Below are 15470 nucleotides of genomic sequence, written 5' to 3' on the forward strand. Positions count from 1 at the left end.
ACTCCCCCGCCCTTCCCGACGGAACCGCTGCTGCCCACAAGCGATCGGAAGTTGCAGCAGCCACATCACGGTGCGAGGCCACTCGCCGTACCAGACATTGGTGCCGTACAGCAGGGTGTGCCACACGCTCAGCACGTACACGACGATGACGGAGCAATGCAGCCAGCGCCAGGCGTTCGCACCGATGCGGTGACGGAAGTAGAACAGCAGGCCGAGCGGAACGGCCAGACAGAGGGCGCCCTGGCCGAGGGGGATGGCGATGCGGCCGGTGCCGGAGTCGTACCGGCCGGGCACGAACGCGTCGGCGAAGCCCGCCCGCAGCCATTCGACCCACGCCAGCCCGGCCTCATAGCGCACGAGTTCCGCCTCGAACATCAACGCCTGCGCGAACATCAGGGCCATCGTGGTCAGGCTCGTGGTGCGGTGCCAGCGCTCCAGGAGCTGCCGGGGAACCGGCAACCGGGCGGGACCCGGCCCCGACAGCAGTAGCCCGAGCCTGACCGTGCCCCACGCCCAGAGCAGGCCCGACCAGCCGAACGCCTAGCTGAGCAGGTACATCCAGTACATTCCGGGGCCGTCCATGAACGGCATGACCGCGACCGCCGAGGTCGCGTCGGGCAGCGGTGCCCGCAGGCCGGCACGCAGGACGACGCGGTTGGCCGGACTCCTGTCGCGGGCGGGCGGCGCCGTGGTGTCGTCGTCCCCCGGCGTCGTCCCTGACAGCATCCTGGGCCTTCCGGGGCACGGGATATTGATGGGCGGTGCGCGCGTGTGGTCGGAGGAACCAGTGTGACCGAGGTGGCCCGGTGATACCGAGGGCACCGACGCGTGGACCTGCCCGTACGCCGGCTCACCAGGACGGTGGCGGCGGTCGTCCAGGAATCGGGCGCAGGCTTCGACCTCTCCGTACGCGAGGTCGTCGCCATGGGCCGCACCCCCACACACACAAACAGCTGCTCGACGGCAACACCCCCGAGGACGCCGACCTGATCGAGTCGGCCCTCGACGCGGTCGATGCCACCGGCCTGGCCCACCGCCCCTTCGACCGGCTCTCCGGCGCGGAACGCCAACGCGTCCTCATCGCCCGTGCCCTCGCCCAGCAGCCGTCCCTCCTCGTCCTGGACGAACCGACCAACCACCTTGACGTCCGCCACCAGTTGAACGTCCTCGGCACCCTGCGTCAGCTGCCCGCGACCGTCGTGGTAGCCCTGCACGACCTCAACCTCGCCGCGTACTACTGCGACCGCCTGTACGTGCAGAGCGACGCCAAGGGCACCGCCTCGGGCCCGCCCGCCGACATCCTCACGCCCGAACTGCTCGCCGAGGTTGCGGCGTCACGAGCGAGGTCTCCATCCATCCGCGCACGGGCGCACCGCAGGTGACCTTCCTCCCCAGGGAGTGCCGCACCCCCACCTCGTGTGGCTGAACGCACAGAGGAGGGTCTGGCCGGGCGACGGCTCCTTCTGCGATGCTTCCGTCCGACAAGCGACGGCGGAACGAGGAAGCCGGTGAGATTCCGGCACGGTACCGCCACTGTGTAGGGGGAGCGACTCCACCCATGGCCACCGCCCCGTGCGGGGTGGGAAGGCCGGAGAAGCCGTGATCCCGAGTCAGGAGACTCACGCCGTCGCACCTCGATGTACGGGGCGGATTTCCCCAGGAGAGGCGGTGGCACTCGTGTGCCTGCGTATGTGCGGGGTCGGCCTGGCGCCGCCCTTGGCCCGTCCGGGCCTTCCTGTCCGGCTTGACGCAGGGGTTCGTTCCCCCAGGTCCTGACGGTCTCCTCCCTCAGCGGTTCCTTCCCCGTACGCCGCATCCGCGCGCCGGAACGCCGGTACGCGCTGCCCACGCACGCCACCAGGAGTCACCTTGTCCGTACGATCCGTCATGCCCGGGCGCCGTCAGGCCGCCGCGGCGGCCTTCCTCGCCGTCGCCCTCACACTCACCGCATGCGGTGGCGACGCCGGCACGACCACCAACACCCAGGCCCAGGCTCAGGGTGAGGGCTGCATCGCGGGCTTCGACCCGGCCAAGGACTACTTCCCGGTCAAGTCGACGGTGAAGCACGCCGAGAACTTCACGCTGCGGTACGAGAAGAGCTATCAGGTCCTCACCGTCAAGGAGCCCTTCCCCAAGGGCAAGCCCGAGTCGTACGTGCTGGTCAAGTGCGGTGCGCCGAAGCCGAAGCTGACGGGTGATCTGGCGTCCGCGCAGCAGGTCACCGTACCCGTCAAGAGCCTGTACTCCGCCTCGACGACCCACCTGCCGCTGCTGACCGAGACCGGCACCCTGGACGTGCTGACCGGTGTCGCGAGCGCCACGGCCATCTCGTCCGCCGAGGTGCTCGAGCGGGTGAAGGCGGGCAAGGTCACCGAGTACGCCAAGGACCACACCCTCGACGCCGAGGCGGTCATCGGCGCCAAGCCGGACGTACTCATGACCCAGGGCACCGACGACCCGCAGTACCCGAAGCTGCGTCAGGCGGGCGTCGCCGTGGTCGCCAACGCCGAGTGGCTGGAGGCCAGTCCGCTCGGGCGCGCCGAGTGGGTCAAGGCAATGGCCGCGCTCACCGGGGCGGAGAAGCGTGCCGGCGAGGTGTTCGAAGCCATCGAGGGCGACTACCGCAAGGTCGCCGAGAAGGGCGCGCAGGCGGCCAAGGCGGGCAAGCCCGTCGAGGTCCTGCCCGGCACGATGTACCAGGGCACGTGGTCCATGCCCGCCGGCGGAAGCTACGCCGCCCAGCTGATCAAGGACGCGGGCGGCACCTTCCCGTGGGCCGGCGAGGTGGGCACCGGTGGCCTCCAGCTGAACTTCGAGGCCGTGTACGCCAAGGGCGGCCAGGCCCTGATCTGGATCGCCGACCAGCAGTGGAAGTCCACCGCCGACGCCGTGAAGGCCGACAGCCGGTACGGGCAGTTGAAGGCCGTCTCCGGCGGAGCGGTGTGGACGAACCAGAAGGCGCTCGGTCCCGGCGGCGGCAACGACTACTTCGAGCGCGGCGTGCTGCGCCCGGACCTGGTCCTGGCAGACCTGTTCGCGCTGATGCACCCAGAGCAGGCGAAGTGGCACACCTTCACCTTCTACCAGCCGGTGCCCACGGCGTGACGACTCATCAGGCAAACACGTCGGCCCCGGTAGTCGACACCCCGCGGCCCGTGCGGCGGCGCCTCGTCGTCGTCCTCGCCCTGGCGGCCGGGACCGCCGTGCTGTTCGTCCTCGCCCTCGCGACCGGTTCCCATCCGGTGCCGGTCGCGGAGGTGGTGCGGGTCCTGTTCGGCGGCGCCGCCGAGGATCCGCGCTGGACGGTGATCGTCGAGCAGGTCCGGCTGCCGCGTGCGCTGACCGCCGCCGCCGTCGGCGCCGCGCTCGCGGTGGCCGGCGTACAGATGCAGACCCTGTTCCGCAACGCGCTGGCCGACCCGTTCTCCCTGGGCGTGAGTTCGGGCGCCAGCATGGGTGTCGCCGCCGTGGTCGTCGGCACGGGCGGGGTGGCCGGGAGCTTCACCGGAGACCTGGCCGGGCTGGGACGGGTGGGCATCGTGCTGGCCGCCTCGCTCGGCGCCGCCGCCGTACTCGCCCTCGTCCTCCTCCTGTCGCGATGGGTGCGGTCGGCCGTCACCCTCCTCGTCATCGGCGTCATGATCGGCTCGGCGGCCACCGCCGTGGTCGGCGTGATGCTCGTCTACGCCCGGCCCGAACGCGCCCAGCAGTTCGTCATGTGGGGCATGGGCAGCTTCGGCGCCACCACCTGGCCCGACCTCCAGGTCATGCTGCCCGTCATCGGCGCCGGACTGCTGACCGCCCTGCTGACCGCCAAACGCCTCAACGCCCTGCTGCTCGGGGAGGACTACGCCCGCACCATGGGCCTGAACGTACGGCGCAGCCGCGACCTGGCACTGTTCGGCACGGCTCTCCTCGCGGGCGCGGCCACCGCGTTCTGCGGGCCCATCGCCTTCCTCGGCCTGGCGGTCCCCCATCTGACGCGGGTGGCGCTGGGGACCTCGGACCACCGGGCGCTCGTCCCGGCTTCCATGCTCGCCGGGGCGTTCCTGGCGCTGGCGTGCGCGCTGCTGAGCCAGCCGCCCGGCACCGACTCCGTGCTGCCGCTGAACGCCATCACCTCGCTGTTCGGCGCCCCCGTCGTCATCGCGTTCCTGATCCGCAGCCGTCGCGGCGTACAAGGAGTGGCCTCGTGACCGACACCATGACCGAGCCCGCCACGGACACGACCGGCGGGCCGGTCCGCTCCGGCGGCCTGGTCGCACAAGGGCTCGCCGTCGGCTACCGCACCCGCGCGTCGCGACGCGGGCGTGGAGCTGAGCAGGCCGTGCTCGCGGGGCTCGACCTCGAAGCACGGGCCGGCGAACTGACCGTCCTGCTCGGCCCCAACGGCGCGGGCAAGTCCACGCTCCTGAGGACTCTGTGCGGACTGCTCCCGCCGCTCGACGGCCGGATCCGGATCGGCGGAATCGACCTGGTGCAGGCATCGCCGACCTCGCTCGCTCGGCAACTGGCGGTCGTCCTGACCGACCGGGTGGACCCCGGGCTGCTGTCCGTACGGGAACTGGCCGGGCTCGGCCGCCACCCGCACACCGGGTTCACCGGCCGCCTCACCGTGGTCGATCACGCTGTCGTCGAGTGGTCCCTGCGGGCAGTGGGCGCGGGGCATCTGGCGAACCGGCCGGCCGCCGAGCTCTCCGACGGAGAACGCCAACGCGTCCTGACCGCCCGCGCCCTCGCCCAGGAACCCGAGGTCGTCCTCCTCGACGAGCCGACCGCCTTCCTCGACGTCCCCTCACGGGTGGCGCTCACCGTGCTGCTGCGCGACCTCGCCCGGGACAAGGGCCTGACGGTCGTGGTCAGTACGCACGACCTGGAACTGGCCCTGCGGGTGGCCGACGCGGTCTGGCTGGTCGACCGTAACTCCCACGTCCACGCCGGTGCGCCCGAGGACCTGATCCGCAGCGGCGTGGTCGCCGCCGCCTTCGACGCCGACCACCTCGCCTTCGACCCGGCGTCCGGCACCTTCGGCCTGCGCCGCACCCCACACGCCCACGTGGCGGTGGACGCGCCGGCCGATGTGCTCCCCCTCATCGAACGCGCCCTCGCTCGGGAAGGGCTGGCCGTCGCCGACCGGGAAAACCCAGCCACCGGCAGGCAGGTGCGCTGGGACGGCGCCGACCGGCTCGCCCTCACCGGACCGGACGGGCAGACCGTCCACGTCCAAGGCTTCCACACGCTCACACGGACGGTGCGGACATGGTGACGGCGACGCTCACCCCCGACGCCCTGGCTCGGATCTCCACCATCGGCCCCTACTTCGCCGTGGCCACTGGCCCGCGCCCCGAAGCAGAGGGCTTCCGGCCGCTGACCGACCTGTACGAGGACCCCGACACGCTGGAGGACTGCGTAGGAGCCGTCTCCGGGCAGCTGGGCATCGACCAGCGCAGAGTGGCGGCCTCCACCCTGCACCTGGGCACCGCCTCCCGGCTCTGGTCGATCGCCCTCGCCTGCGCCGCGCTCACCGGCCGCGTCCCCGACCTGGCGCCCGACCGACTCTGGTGGCGCCTGCCCGCCTCCGGCCCCCTCGACCTGTGGCTCCCCGACCTCAGAGAGGTCGACCAGGAACCGCTCCCGGCCCTGCTTCGCACCGTCGCCGTCCAGAACCTGGCCCCCTGGGCCGACGCCGTACGGCGCGTGTCGCGCGTATCCCCGCACACCCTGCGCGGCAACGCCGCCTCGGCGCTGATCGGAGCCCATCGCGTCCTGCTGGCCAGAGCGCCAGCCCCGATCCTCCCCGCCGTACCGCTCGTCCGCGCGCTGCTGGACCGACCTCCGCTGGCGGGCACCGGCACATACCACGTCGGCCCCGCCGGGCCGCTCGCCTTCCGACGCCGCAGCTGCTGCCTGTACTACCGCGTGCCGGGCGCGGCCACCTGCGGCGACTGCGTCCTCAACCCCAAGGAGAAGACCGCATGACCACCACCGAGCCGACAGTCGTCGAAACCCCCGGCGGCGCCATCCAGCACGTCTGGCCCCTCCCGGTCGACGAGGCCACCCTCCTCGACCTCGTCACCACCGTCTTCACCGACCACTGGCAGCACATCCACTTCGGCCCCATCATCGAAGGCGCCGCCTGGGAGGTCGGCGCCCCGAACGCCCCCACCGCCATCACCATGAACGACGGCTACGCCACCATCGACTTCGGCGCCTGGCACTTCCACCTGTGCATCGGCGAGCACACCGCCTCCGGCCCCGAACTCGGCCGCATCCGCCGCTGCTCGCGCGCCGAGCTCTACCGCAGCATCGGCCCCGACGGCTCACCCGTCAGCTGGGGAATCCGCCTATTCAACGGCCGCGACGAGCAGATGATGACCATCCTGCTGCCCAACCCGTTCCTCACCGACCGCCAGGACATCCTCGACACCCCCGACTTCACCCGCCTCAACGCGTGGGACGCATTGCGGGCCCGCTTCCTCTCGCTGCCCGCCGACCCGCTGGACCGCACGGGCAAGGGCTTCAAGCACAGCGGTTGACCGCAGCCGACACCCCGCGGCGCCGCTCCCTCCATCTCTCGCGAACGAGGCCCGCCACACACCAGACGCAGTGCGACAGGACAATGCAGGGAGCGCCTGTACCTCGTTCGCGCTGAAACGCCGACGCCTGGAAGGCCAAACGGCCGCGCCGGGAACAGCCGGTCCGGCCGGCACTGTTACATCGGCCGAGGGACCAGCGCCGCACTGGCGGGGAACACGGAGAGACCACAAGGTCGTCCGCCCCACCAGGCTCCGCGCCCCAGGATCGCGGTACGCCCGCCGCGCAGTCGGACCAAGACGTATTTCTGCAGGAGGATGGTTTTATGGCTAACCGGCCCTTGACGCTCATGGCGGTACACGCCCACCCCGACGACGAGGCCACCGGAACCGGAGGGGTCCTCGCCCGATACGCGGCGGAAGGCATCCACACGGTTCTCGTGACGTGTACCGACGGCGGTTGCGGTGACGGACCGGGGGGTGTCAAGCCGGGCGATCCCGGGCACGATCCGGCGGCGGTCGCCGTGATGCGTCGTCAAGAACTTGAGGCGAGCTGTGACGTCCTGAAGGTTAGCGATCTGGAGATGCTGGACTATGCCGACTCCGGGATGATGGGCTGGCCGAGCAACGATGCGCCCGGATCCTTCTGGCAGACCCCCGTGGAGGAAGGCGCGGCCCGACTCGCGGAACTCATGCGGCACTACCGACCTGATGTGGTCGTCACCTACGACGAGAACGGCTTCTACGGCCATCCCGATCACATCCAGGCCCACCGCATCACGATGGCGGCGCTGGAGATGGCCGCGCTGACGCCAAAGGTGTACTGGACCACGATGCCCCGCTCGGGGATGCAGCGGTTCGGGGAGATCATGCGCGAGTTTGATCCGGACATGCCGGAGCCGGATCCTGCCGAGGCCGCCGCGATGGCCGAGATCGGCCTCCCCGACGATGAGATCACCACGTGGGTGGACACCACCGCGTTCAGTGGTCAGAAGTTCGACGCGCTGGCCGCGCACGCCAGTCAGGGCGAGAACATCTTCTTCCTCAAGATGGGCAAGGAGAGGTTCGGCGAGTTGATGGGCATGGAGACCTTCGTACGTGTCCAGGACGCCACCGGAGCGGCCGTACCCGAGAACGATCTCTTCGCCGGACTTCGCTGATCCACCCATCCGACCGGGTCGGGGAAACCATCGACGCCGTCCTGATCGCCCACCTCCGCCGACGCTATGCCGACCGGCCGACCGTGCCACAGAAATGATCTCCGGCTACGAAAATCTTGCCAGAGCCACTTTTAGACGTCATCTCATTTGAGTGTTCGGTAGCAGATCAGGGTGCAGGCGATGCTGGTGAAGGCGAGGAAGTGGTCGGTCTTGCGTTCGTAGCGGCGGTGCAGACGTCGGCATCCAGCGAGCCAAGCCATGGTGCGTTCGATGGTCCAGCAGTGGGGGCCGAGGCGTTGCGAGGTCTCGATGCCCTTGCGGGCGATGCGGTGCCGAATGCCTCGGCCGGATAACCATCGCCGCAGGTGGTTGTCGGGACGGTACGTCCTCACCGGGGTGAAGGGCGTGCGTGTTCTAGCGGTGGGAGCCGCTGAAGAGCTGAGGGGCCGCGCCGAGGCAAGGGGGGAGCACTCTGGCGGGGTCTGTCCGCCAGGACCAAAAGGGGGCATGTTTCTGGCGTGATCTCCAGGAACGCGTGTGCCGACGTTGTTGACGGGTACACCACCCAATTTTCGGTGCTGTGCGGCCGCACCTTACGAGCCTCGACGGTGGCGGACCCCCGTGGTGAAAGTCGAACACCCTCGGGTGTTCTTCGAGGGTTCGCCCGCACCCCCGCAGACACCGGGGCGCAAGGACGCCTCGAAGTAGTTGTGAGCGAAGGTGCCGGGGTCGTCGTAGTCGCGTTTCGCAGCACTCTGGCAGTCACGGCCGAGCCGGCACCGGCCGCAGCAGTCGTGATTCACGATGGTGGGGTTGACCTTCTTGCTGCACATGTGACCGCACATGTAGGAGCCACCTACATGGTTGGTTCACCGGCCGATGGGTGCTCGGTGTCCTCCCCGCCCTCCTCCACCACCGTGGCAGCCGCGGTAGCGCGGCGGTTGGAAGGGCGATGAGGACGGCTCCGGCCACCGCAGCGGCCACGCCGCCGATCACAACATGCGCTTTGCCAGCGGGTCCGAGGCCGATGATCTTCGGCTGCAGGCCGTTCACCGTCGGTTCTGGTGGTACCCGCCTGCGAGGTCGTGGGTCACCGGTTCACCCTGGTTTTCGTAGTTGATGCATTCATTCTCCCTGCGTGAGGGACCAGCGCCGGCAAGCGTCGGTGCGGACGACCTAGCGACGGCCGATGGTGCGGGCGCTGTCCGGCCGCTGATTGCCTCTCTGGACGACGCTGGATTGACGTTCGCACGGTGAGGCCGCAGACGTTCCACCACGGCCTGAGAGGGAAGGATGGACGTGAGCGACGAAGGAGGCCCGTCATGAAATCCGGAGCCCCTGATTACGACGCCTGGTACTCGCGCACACCGTCGCAGGCCGAGGGCGAGCGGGACGAGACGGGCGAGCGTATCGCAACGGAACAGCACCCGGATGTCCCCCGGACTGAGCCGTCCCAGGCGGAGGGCGAGCGGGGCGACGACGCCTAGCGCCACTGGACGACCCGTCGCCGGGGGCCGGGTGAGGGTGCACTTTTCCCGGCGCTGTCACCGGTTCCCGGCCCGCCTGCCGTCCAGCAGTCCGTGCAGGTGCACGGCGGCGTTCTCGATGTCCGCGTATTTCTGCTGTCCCGCGCATATCTCGGCAGGGAGCACACCGCAGCGGTGGCCGCGCTCGAAATCGCCGTAGGGGAACTTGTACCGGCTTTCGGTCTCCTCTCCGATCTCGTCATCGATGCCCAGGTACCGCCTGGCGTACTCGTTGAATCCGTGCTCCTCGAGGGAGGCATTCTCGTCCGCTGCCGAAGGCCGGTGCTCGCTCCACTCGTCCCGGTCGTCCAGGACGATCCGGCCCTCTTCGGTCAGCTTCTTTGCGTGGTTGAACGCCATCGCGTTCAGTGTCACCGTCGTGCCGTTTACCACCCCATCGACAGTCGTGATCAGATGTCGGCTGCTGCCGCCTGGATATCCTGTCGAGCCTGCCCCATCAGCTCGTTCAAGTCGCCGACCTCAGGAGTGAGTTCCCGCGCGCGCGGCGCGATCTGCTGCAGCCATGCCGCAGTGGCCAGGGCCAGTTCGACGGCCTCCCGGGTCCGCTCCTCGCCGAGCAGTTTCTCGACCTTGAAAGCAATGCTCGCGAGCGTGTCGTCATCGGTGGCAGGCACCAAGTAGGACTCCAGGCCCGGCGGATACAGTGTCCGCTCCCGGTACTCACGCATTGCGGTCACGACCGCGGGCACCGCGCTGTACCTGTCGAGGAGGCCTATGAAGACGTACAGGCGGGCCACCAGCCGTGGCAGGCCGAGGTGCCGATCCAGCCAGGCCATCAGCTCGCGCTGATCACCGACGTGGTCCATGATCTGCGACATCTCCGCCGCGACCCGGTTGGGCCAGGTCCAGTGGAAGGGCAGCAGCCGCGCCACCTGATGGGCGAGCGCCGCCTCGCCCTCCGCGTCCAGGGTGCCGGCGACGAATTCGGCGACCTGCCTGTGGTCCAGTCCGTAGTCGGCTGGCGCCGCCCGGTCCTGTGAGCTCTGTGACGAGTCGTGGCGCAGACGCAACAGCTGTGTGCCGATCTTGCTCAGTGTCCGGTTCCGCATTGTTCCTCCCAGCTCGCGATGTGTTCTTCATCGTCCGGAGCGGCCGAACGCTCGTGCTCGGATCCACGCGACCGGCCCATTACCCCCGCAGTTCGCCGGACCGCAGCGAACGCAGCAGACCTCCCAGGGTGTCCGGTGGCGTCGGCGCCGGGCTCCCGGGCGGTCCTCGGGGTGTGCGAGACGCGCAGGCGCCTGTCGAGGTCCAGTCGACTTATGAGTCGTAGGTCGGCGAAGGTCCGGCAAAGGGAGCGCAGGCCGACGGCGCCGTGCTCCATGGCGTTCAGATCGCTGCGCAGGACCAGCCTGGTGCCGGGTGCCGGAGATCCCTGCGGATTCAGGCAGGCTCTCCTCGGCCCTGGCCAGGGCCGCGTCCACATCGGCAGTCTGGTGATCCAGTCGCCGCGCCTCCTCCAGCCAGGCCGTCACATGGCGGGCGGAGGCGCCGTGCACCCGATGGACGGGTTGCGTGTCCACGCGGTGACCCCGGGCTCCGCCAGGGCGCCGGCTCGCTGTCGGCGTGCGGGTAGCGTCATCAGAACTCACCGCCACGAGCTACGTCTCCGGCATTTTGGTGTAACCGAGTACCCGGCGGGAGGTTGCTCACACACCTCCGGCCCCGGAAGTCAGGCCGCGGCGAACGTGTTCGATTCGCTGTCCATGGGAAGTTCCGGTGTCTGCATGCCGTGCGGGGCGGATCAGGACTGGTCGAGTTCGTCCTGGACCGACGGCTTGGGGACGTCGCGCAGGTGCTGCGATTCGCCGCGGCGGCCGCCGCGCCGGGCCTGCGCCGCGCTCAGGTCCAGGTCGGATGCCAGGTCGACGCGCACCGACCTGGCCACCTCATCCCGGTTGCCGTACTCGCCCGGGGGAATGGCGCGAAGCGCCTTGACCACTTCCTCGGGCGCTCCGGCATTCTCGGCGGCCTGGACCAGTTCCTCTTCGTCCGCAGAGAAGTCGACGTCCTGCAGTGCGTCCAGCACGTCCCGTACGCTTGTGGAGGACATATCTCCTCCTCAGTTTTTGTCCCGGGGCACTTCGTACTCGTGCCCTACCTGTGGCTTCCCGGCAAAACCGGCTGCTGGCGATCTCGAAGCATTCCGGGGAATCCTGTGCACGACGCCCGAATCCAGGGGAGATCAGATGCCCAGCAATATGGAACGTGCTGCCCTGCGCGCCGCGGCTCAGGCCGCCGAGCAGATCCTGGCGAACAGCGCCGAGCAGGCCGAGGGGCAGTACCCGCAGGACCCGTACGCCCAGCGCGTCGCCGAGGTCGGGATGCTCACCGGTGCATTGAGGGTCCTGCTGGATGCGGTGCGCCCCTTTACCAAGGAAGGTGAAGAGGGCGGGCAGTGACCGGCACTTTCGGCACCAGCCCGCGAGGTCCGCGTCGGCATTTCGATCGCCGTTGGGGCAGTGCATGCGCGGTACCCGTGGCGGGTTGACAGGATTGGAGGCGCCATGGACAGCGACGAGTTCGTCCGGTTCGTCAGCCGGCGGGCCCACGTGCCCGAGGAGCAGACTAGGGAGCTGACCCGGGCCACGATGATGACGCTGGCCGAGCGGATCACCGGCGGCGAGGCCAGGCACTTGGCCGGCGTCCTGCCCGCCGAGATCGCCCCGCCCCTGGTCCCACCGGAGGATGTCGCCCAGAAATTCGGCGTTGCCGAGTTCGTCCGGCGAGTGAGTGAGCGTGCGGGCGCCGATGAGGCCGTGGCGCGCAGGGGCGTTGCGGCGGTTTTCATGACTCTGGAAGAGGCCGTCCCCGACACGGAGTTCCAGGGTGTGATGGCGCAACTGCCGAACGAGTTCCAGAACATCTAGCGTCGGACATCCCGGCGCCCGAATACGGCTGCGCGCACGCCATCAGAATCGCTCGCAAGTGCTTGTTTGACATCCACCTGGCCGGTGGGAGGCTGGAAGAATCGGTTTGGCGGCATGTGCGCTGTCCGGTGCCGCATTCAAGGCGGCGGACGTGGCCGGCCTTTGGTCCGTGACCGGCTTTTGGCCATGCATGTCGGGTGTTATGCCGCGGATTCCATCGAATCCCGGCCAGTGCCTCGCCGACCGGGGACTGGGCCGAGGTTGGCGCGTCGGTCGGGCAGGCACGCCCGTTGCTTACGGTAGTCAACGAGGACGGCACCACGCCGCAGGGACCTGATCGACGAAATCGTCCGCGAGGGGGCCCGCCGCATGCTGGCGGCCGCGCTGGAGGCTGAAGTCAACGCCTACATAGTTGAGTTGGCGGACGAGGGCGACGAGAAGGGGCGGCGCGTGGTGGTCCGTAACAGCTGCCATCAGTCTAGGCCCTGTCTCCCCGATCACGAGCGGAGCCAGATGAGGATGGCCGCGGCGGTGACGGTTCCGAGGAAGACGTAGGCCCTCTTGTCATAGCGCGTGGCGACGGCTCTGAACTGCTTGAGCTTGTTCACGGCCCGTTCCACTGTGTTCCGCGCGGCATAGCGTTCGGTGTCGAAGCCCGGTGGCCGCCCGCCGCGTGAGCCTCGACGCTTACGGGCAGCGATGGTGTCGCGCTTTTCCGGGATGGCATGGCTGATTCCCCGGCGTCGCAAGTAGGTGCGGATCTTGCTGTTGCTGTAGGCGCGGTCCGCGCTGACGCTGTCCGGCAGCCGCCGTGGCCGGCCCGAACCCGCGCGCGGGACCCGGATCTTGTCCATGACGGGGATGAACTGGGTGCAGTCGGCCCGCTGCCCCGGGGTGACGAGCAAGGCCAGCGGACGGCACTGCCCGTCCGAGGCCAGGTGCACCTTCGTGGTCAGCCCGCCACGCGAGCGGCCCAGGGCCTCGCCGGGTGCGCCACCGCCTCCCGGCGGCTGCGGCGCATGTGCGCGCGCACATGAACTGATCTTCGCGCGGCCCCCTTTGCCCCAGCCAGCAGGGCCGGTGGCGGCTTCCTCGGTGCACCGGCCGCGTGCTGATGGGCGCGGATCGAGGTGGAGTCGACGTTGATGTTCCAGTCGATGTCGCTCGCCGCGTCGGCGACGGCCTGGAGGTGGTGGAGCAGGCGTTCCCAGGTGCCGTCGGCCGACCAGCGCAGGTGGCGCTTGTGGACGGTCTTCCACGGGCCGAAGCGTTCAGGGAGTTCTCGCCACTGCACCCCGGTGCCGAGCCGGTGGATGATCCCGTTGATCACCTGGCGGTGGTCCCGCCACCGGCCGCATCGGTTGTTGCTCACCGGCAGCAGTGACTCCAGCACGGCCCACTCGGCGTCGGTCAGATCACCCCGGCTCATCATGAGCGGCACAACGAGCGACCTGACACCAGCGGCACGGTCAGACTGACGCGTGACCGGCTGTTTCCGGATGTCCACCGTGCTGGAACCACTCCGGCGCCAGGATCGACATCACTGTCGCGTCCACCCGCTCGCCCTCCCAGAGGAGCGCGTCACGCAGTACGCCTTCGGCGACGAACCCCACCTTCTCGTAGGCGCGGCGGGCTCGCGGATTGAACGCGTAGACCTCCAGCGAGATGCGGTGCATCCCCAGCTTCTCGAAGCCGTACCCGACGATCAGACGGGTCGCCTCCGTCCCCAGGCCAGATCCATAAGTGCCGGGCACCAGGCAGATACGGAAGCTGCAACTTTCGTTGCCCGGGTCCCACTCGTTGAGGACCGCCTCGCCGACGACGTTCCCCGTCGCCCGCTCGACCACGGCAAGGTCCAGCCGGTCATCCTGCTCTTGACGGCTGTCGTACCAGGTACGTATTCGCCCCTCGTCGGGCACACCGTCGTCATGACTGCCGGTCAGCCGTGATGCCTCTGCGTCCAGGAACATCGGCATCAGCGCAGGCACGTCATCCACCATGACCGGCCGGAGCAGCACCTGTTCCCCTCTCAGCGACGGCTTGCTGAGGAAATCCGGGCGGGAAGCGTCTCGAACGTGATCAACCATGGCCGCATTGTGTCCGGCCGATCCGCCCGACGTCCTCCTGATATTCGCCACACAACCCCGTGATCGGGGAGACAAGGCCTAGGAAGGTCACCACTGCGGCCGGGGCGGTCGAGGTTCGGGCTCCGAGGGTGAACGACAAGCGCACCGACCCGGCATCGGGCGAGGGCAAGCGGTTCTCCTCGGCGATACTTCCGCCGTGGTGCCGCAAGAGCCCGAAGAGCAGTGAGGCGCTGCCGCTGCTCTCCTTGCATGGCCTGTCCTCCGGCGACTTCGTGCCCGCGTTGGAGCAGTGAGCCTTTTCAGCGTTGCCTCTCCAGGGTGGGGACGGCGTTGGTGATGACGGACATCCGGTTGGGGCTGATGCGGGATCTGCGGAAGATCTGCCAGGACTTCAGTCGTGCCATGCCGCGTTCGACGGGTGCTCGCGCCTGGGCGAGGGCGCGGTTGACGGCGCGCTGGGTGGGGGTGAGTTCACCGCCGGGTGGGCGTCTGAGACCAGTGGTGACCCAGGGGCCGGCGCCCGTGTAGGCGCCGGTCGGCGAGGATCGGGACGCCTTGTCGCTCGCAGATCCGGATGATGCGGTGGGTGCGGGCTGCGGTCAGATCGTGGGTGCGGCCCGGCAATGCGGGCGAGATCCACAGCATTTCGCCGGCGGGATTGGTGACGACCTGCACGTTCACGCCGTGTCGGCGGTGCTTGGACGAGTAGTCACCCCGACTGTCGCCGACACGGTCGCACTCGGCGAGGGTCCCGTCCAGCAGGACGAAGTCCGGATCCTGCTCACGCAGTACCTTCAGCAGGCCCGGAGCCCGGTCGGCAAGCAGCTCGACGACGGCCGTGACGTAGGCGTGCGCGGTACCGACGGATATGCCGAAGCCTGCCGCGATGCGGGAGAGGGTGTCATGACGGTGCAGGTACACAAGAGCGACGAGCGCACGCTGGTGCGGCGGAAGTTTGCACCGTCGATCACTCTCGCGGGTGACGATGAGCATCGTGACCCACTCGACCAAGGCGTGAGGCAGGTCGAGTGCGGCAGGATGGAAAACCAACGAGGCTCCTGCGCCGATGAGTTGAGACTTCGAACACCTCTCTCAACGGCGCAGGAGCCTCGTGCGTTGCGACCCCCACACCACCTCACCGGCATCACCCGATCAGTGGCCACACTGAAAGAGCTCAGTGAACCTCTTTCATCCTGAATACGTGCAGGTCATGAGGGTGTGGATGGCCTGGACGATGGTGCCGATGCGACGAGTGGAGCATCTGGCCCGCCGA

At 69.0% G+C, this 15470-nt stretch carries 14 protein-coding genes, 7 pseudogenes and 1 riboswitch; of the genes and pseudogenes, 12 read left to right on the forward strand and 9 right to left on the reverse strand.

The genetic code is table 11. The annotated features are described in order from the left end of the window. Positions 1-39: 39 nt before the first annotated feature. A pseudogene (locus ABTX78_RS34855) lies at positions 40-726 on the reverse strand (ferric reductase-like transmembrane domain-containing protein); the annotation flags it as partial. Positions 727-814: 88 nt separating this feature from the next. On the opposite strand from ABTX78_RS34855, the pseudogene ABTX78_RS34860 reads away from it, so the two are divergent. The 7 genes and pseudogenes from ABTX78_RS34860 to ABTX78_RS34890 all read left to right on the forward strand — a co-directional run. Continuing rightward, positions 815-1426, forward strand: a pseudogene (locus ABTX78_RS34860) (ABC transporter ATP-binding protein); the annotation flags it as partial. A gap of 11 nt (positions 1427-1437) precedes the next feature. Beyond that, positions 1438-1643: riboswitch (cobalamin riboswitch) on the forward strand. 226 nt (positions 1644-1869) lie between these two features. Next, positions 1870-3105, forward strand: a complete 1236-nt coding sequence (locus tag ABTX78_RS34865) for an ABC transporter substrate-binding protein (RefSeq protein ID WP_352210781.1) — start codon at positions 1870-1872, stop codon at positions 3103-3105. A 50-nt stretch (positions 3106-3155) separates the two neighbouring features. Further along, complete coding sequence (locus ABTX78_RS34870; RefSeq protein ID WP_352210782.1) at positions 3156-4196, forward strand: FecCD family ABC transporter permease; 1041 nt, start codon at positions 3156-3158, stop codon at positions 4194-4196. Further along, complete coding sequence (locus tag ABTX78_RS34875) at positions 4193-5266, forward strand: ABC transporter ATP-binding protein (RefSeq protein ID WP_352210783.1); 1074 nt, start codon at positions 4193-4195, stop codon at positions 5264-5266. Before ABTX78_RS34870 ends, ABTX78_RS34875 begins: the two co-directional genes overlap by 4 nt. Continuing rightward, positions 5260-5979 (forward strand): (2Fe-2S)-binding protein, encoded by a 720-nt coding sequence (locus ABTX78_RS34880; protein WP_352210784.1) that lies wholly within the window; start codon positions 5260-5262, stop codon positions 5977-5979. Before ABTX78_RS34875 ends, ABTX78_RS34880 begins: the two co-directional genes overlap by 7 nt. After that, positions 5976-6536 (forward strand): DUF7676 family protein, encoded by a 561-nt coding sequence (locus tag ABTX78_RS34885; RefSeq protein ID WP_352210785.1) that lies wholly within the window; start codon positions 5976-5978, stop codon positions 6534-6536. The genes ABTX78_RS34880 and ABTX78_RS34885 overlap by 4 nt, the downstream gene beginning before the upstream one ends. Before the next feature lie 323 nt (positions 6537-6859). Beyond that, positions 6860-7693: a PIG-L family deacetylase gene (locus tag ABTX78_RS34890; protein WP_352210786.1), complete on the forward strand. Its 834-nt coding sequence runs from the start codon at positions 6860-6862 to the stop codon at positions 7691-7693. A 143-nt stretch (positions 7694-7836) separates the two neighbouring features. On the opposite strand, the pseudogene ABTX78_RS34895 reads toward ABTX78_RS34890, so the two are convergent. Next, positions 7837-8061, reverse strand: a pseudogene (locus ABTX78_RS34895) (IS5/IS1182 family transposase); the annotation flags it as partial. A 954-nt stretch (positions 8062-9015) separates the two neighbouring features. Between ABTX78_RS34895 and ABTX78_RS34900 the strand changes: the two are divergent. After that, entirely contained in the window at positions 9016-9180 is a 165-nt protein-coding gene (locus ABTX78_RS34900; protein ID WP_352210787.1) for a hypothetical protein, read from the forward strand. A 57-nt stretch (positions 9181-9237) separates the two neighbouring features. Here the strand turns inward: ABTX78_RS34900 and ABTX78_RS34905 are convergent, their stop codons facing one another. From ABTX78_RS34905 to ABTX78_RS34915, 3 genes are all read right to left on the reverse strand, one after another. After that, positions 9238-9579 carry a hypothetical protein gene (locus tag ABTX78_RS34905; RefSeq protein ID WP_352210788.1) on the reverse strand — a complete coding sequence of 114 codons (342 nt, stop codon included), beginning with the start codon at positions 9577-9579 and terminating at the stop codon, positions 9238-9240. Positions 9580-9629: 50 nt separating this feature from the next. Beyond that, the gene (locus ABTX78_RS34910; protein WP_352210789.1) at positions 9630-10289 is read right to left on the reverse strand and encodes a hypothetical protein; all 660 of its coding nucleotides are present in this window, start codon (positions 10287-10289) and stop codon (positions 9630-9632) included. A gap of 695 nt (positions 10290-10984) precedes the next feature. Then, entirely contained in the window at positions 10985-11293 is a 309-nt protein-coding gene (locus tag ABTX78_RS34915) for a DUF2795 domain-containing protein (RefSeq protein ID WP_352210790.1), read from the reverse strand. Positions 11294-11429: 136 nt separating this feature from the next. On the opposite strand from ABTX78_RS34915, the gene ABTX78_RS34920 reads away from it, so the two are divergent. From ABTX78_RS34920 to ABTX78_RS34930, 3 genes and pseudogenes are all read left to right on the forward strand, one after another. Next, complete coding sequence (locus ABTX78_RS34920; RefSeq protein WP_352210791.1) at positions 11430-11642, forward strand: hypothetical protein; 213 nt, start codon at positions 11430-11432, stop codon at positions 11640-11642. Positions 11643-11747: 105 nt separating this feature from the next. Continuing rightward, positions 11748-12110 (forward strand): DUF2267 domain-containing protein, encoded by a 363-nt coding sequence (locus tag ABTX78_RS34925; protein WP_352210792.1) that lies wholly within the window; start codon positions 11748-11750, stop codon positions 12108-12110. A 333-nt stretch (positions 12111-12443) separates the two neighbouring features. After that, positions 12444-12650: pseudogene (locus ABTX78_RS34930) on the forward strand (IS256-like element IS6120 family transposase); the annotation flags it as partial. Here ABTX78_RS34930 and ABTX78_RS34935 read toward each other — a convergent pair. Both ABTX78_RS34935 and ABTX78_RS34940 read right to left on the reverse strand, forming a co-directional pair. Then, a protein-coding gene (locus tag ABTX78_RS34935; RefSeq protein WP_502994058.1) for an IS5 family transposase occupies positions 12608-13539 on the reverse strand; the annotation gives its coding sequence in 2 pieces (ribosomal slippage) (positions 12608-13150 and positions 13153-13539; 930 coding nt in all). The pseudogene ABTX78_RS34930 and the gene ABTX78_RS34935 overlap by 43 nt on opposite strands. A 40-nt stretch (positions 13540-13579) precedes the next feature. Beyond that, positions 13580-14197, reverse strand: a complete 618-nt coding sequence (locus ABTX78_RS34940) for a GNAT family N-acetyltransferase (protein ID WP_352210795.1) — start codon at positions 14195-14197, stop codon at positions 13580-13582. Between the two features lie 80 nt (positions 14198-14277). Here ABTX78_RS34940 and ABTX78_RS34945 point away from each other — a divergent pair. After that, a pseudogene (locus ABTX78_RS34945) lies at positions 14278-14487 on the forward strand (IS256 family transposase); the annotation flags it as partial. Between the two features lie 9 nt (positions 14488-14496). On the opposite strand, the pseudogene ABTX78_RS34950 reads toward ABTX78_RS34945, so the two are convergent. Continuing rightward, positions 14497-15247 (reverse strand): annotated as a pseudogene (locus tag ABTX78_RS34950) (transposase). 138 nt (positions 15248-15385) lie between these two features. Beyond that, positions 15386-15470, reverse strand: a pseudogene (locus ABTX78_RS34955) (IS5/IS1182 family transposase); the annotation flags it as partial.

Source organism: Streptomyces sp. NPDC096193 (assembly GCF_040302905.1).
Taxonomy (GTDB): Bacteria; Actinomycetota; Actinomycetes; order Streptomycetales; family Streptomycetaceae; genus Streptomyces.

Bases quoted from the DNA above. Each gene is read 5' to 3' on its own strand.
- ABTX78_RS34925 (WP_352210792.1), top strand. From the start codon at position 11,748: ATGGACAGCGACGAGTTCGTCCGGTTCGTCAGCCGGCGGGCCCACGTG.
- ABTX78_RS34890 (WP_352210786.1), top strand. From the start codon at position 6,860: ATGGCTAACCGGCCCTTGACGCTCATGGCGGTACACGCCCACCCCGAC.
- ABTX78_RS34905 (WP_352210788.1), bottom strand. From the start codon at position 9,579: ATGGCGTTCAACCACGCAAAGAAGCTGACCGAAGAGGGCCGGATCGTC.
- ABTX78_RS34880 (WP_352210784.1), top strand. From the start codon at position 5,260: ATGGTGACGGCGACGCTCACCCCCGACGCCCTGGCTCGGATCTCCACC.
- ABTX78_RS34910 (WP_352210789.1), bottom strand. From the start codon at position 10,289: ATGCGGAACCGGACACTGAGCAAGATCGGCACACAGCTGTTGCGTCTG.
- ABTX78_RS34920 (WP_352210791.1), top strand. From the start codon at position 11,430: ATGCCCAGCAATATGGAACGTGCTGCCCTGCGCGCCGCGGCTCAGGCC.
- ABTX78_RS34915 (WP_352210790.1), bottom strand. From the start codon at position 11,293: ATGTCCTCCACAAGCGTACGGGACGTGCTGGACGCACTGCAGGACGTC.
- ABTX78_RS34900 (WP_352210787.1), top strand. From the start codon at position 9,016: ATGAAATCCGGAGCCCCTGATTACGACGCCTGGTACTCGCGCACACCG.
- ABTX78_RS34940 (WP_352210795.1), bottom strand. From the start codon at position 14,197: ATGGTTGATCACGTTCGAGACGCTTCCCGCCCGGATTTCCTCAGCAAG.
- ABTX78_RS34885 (WP_352210785.1), top strand. From the start codon at position 5,976: ATGACCACCACCGAGCCGACAGTCGTCGAAACCCCCGGCGGCGCCATC.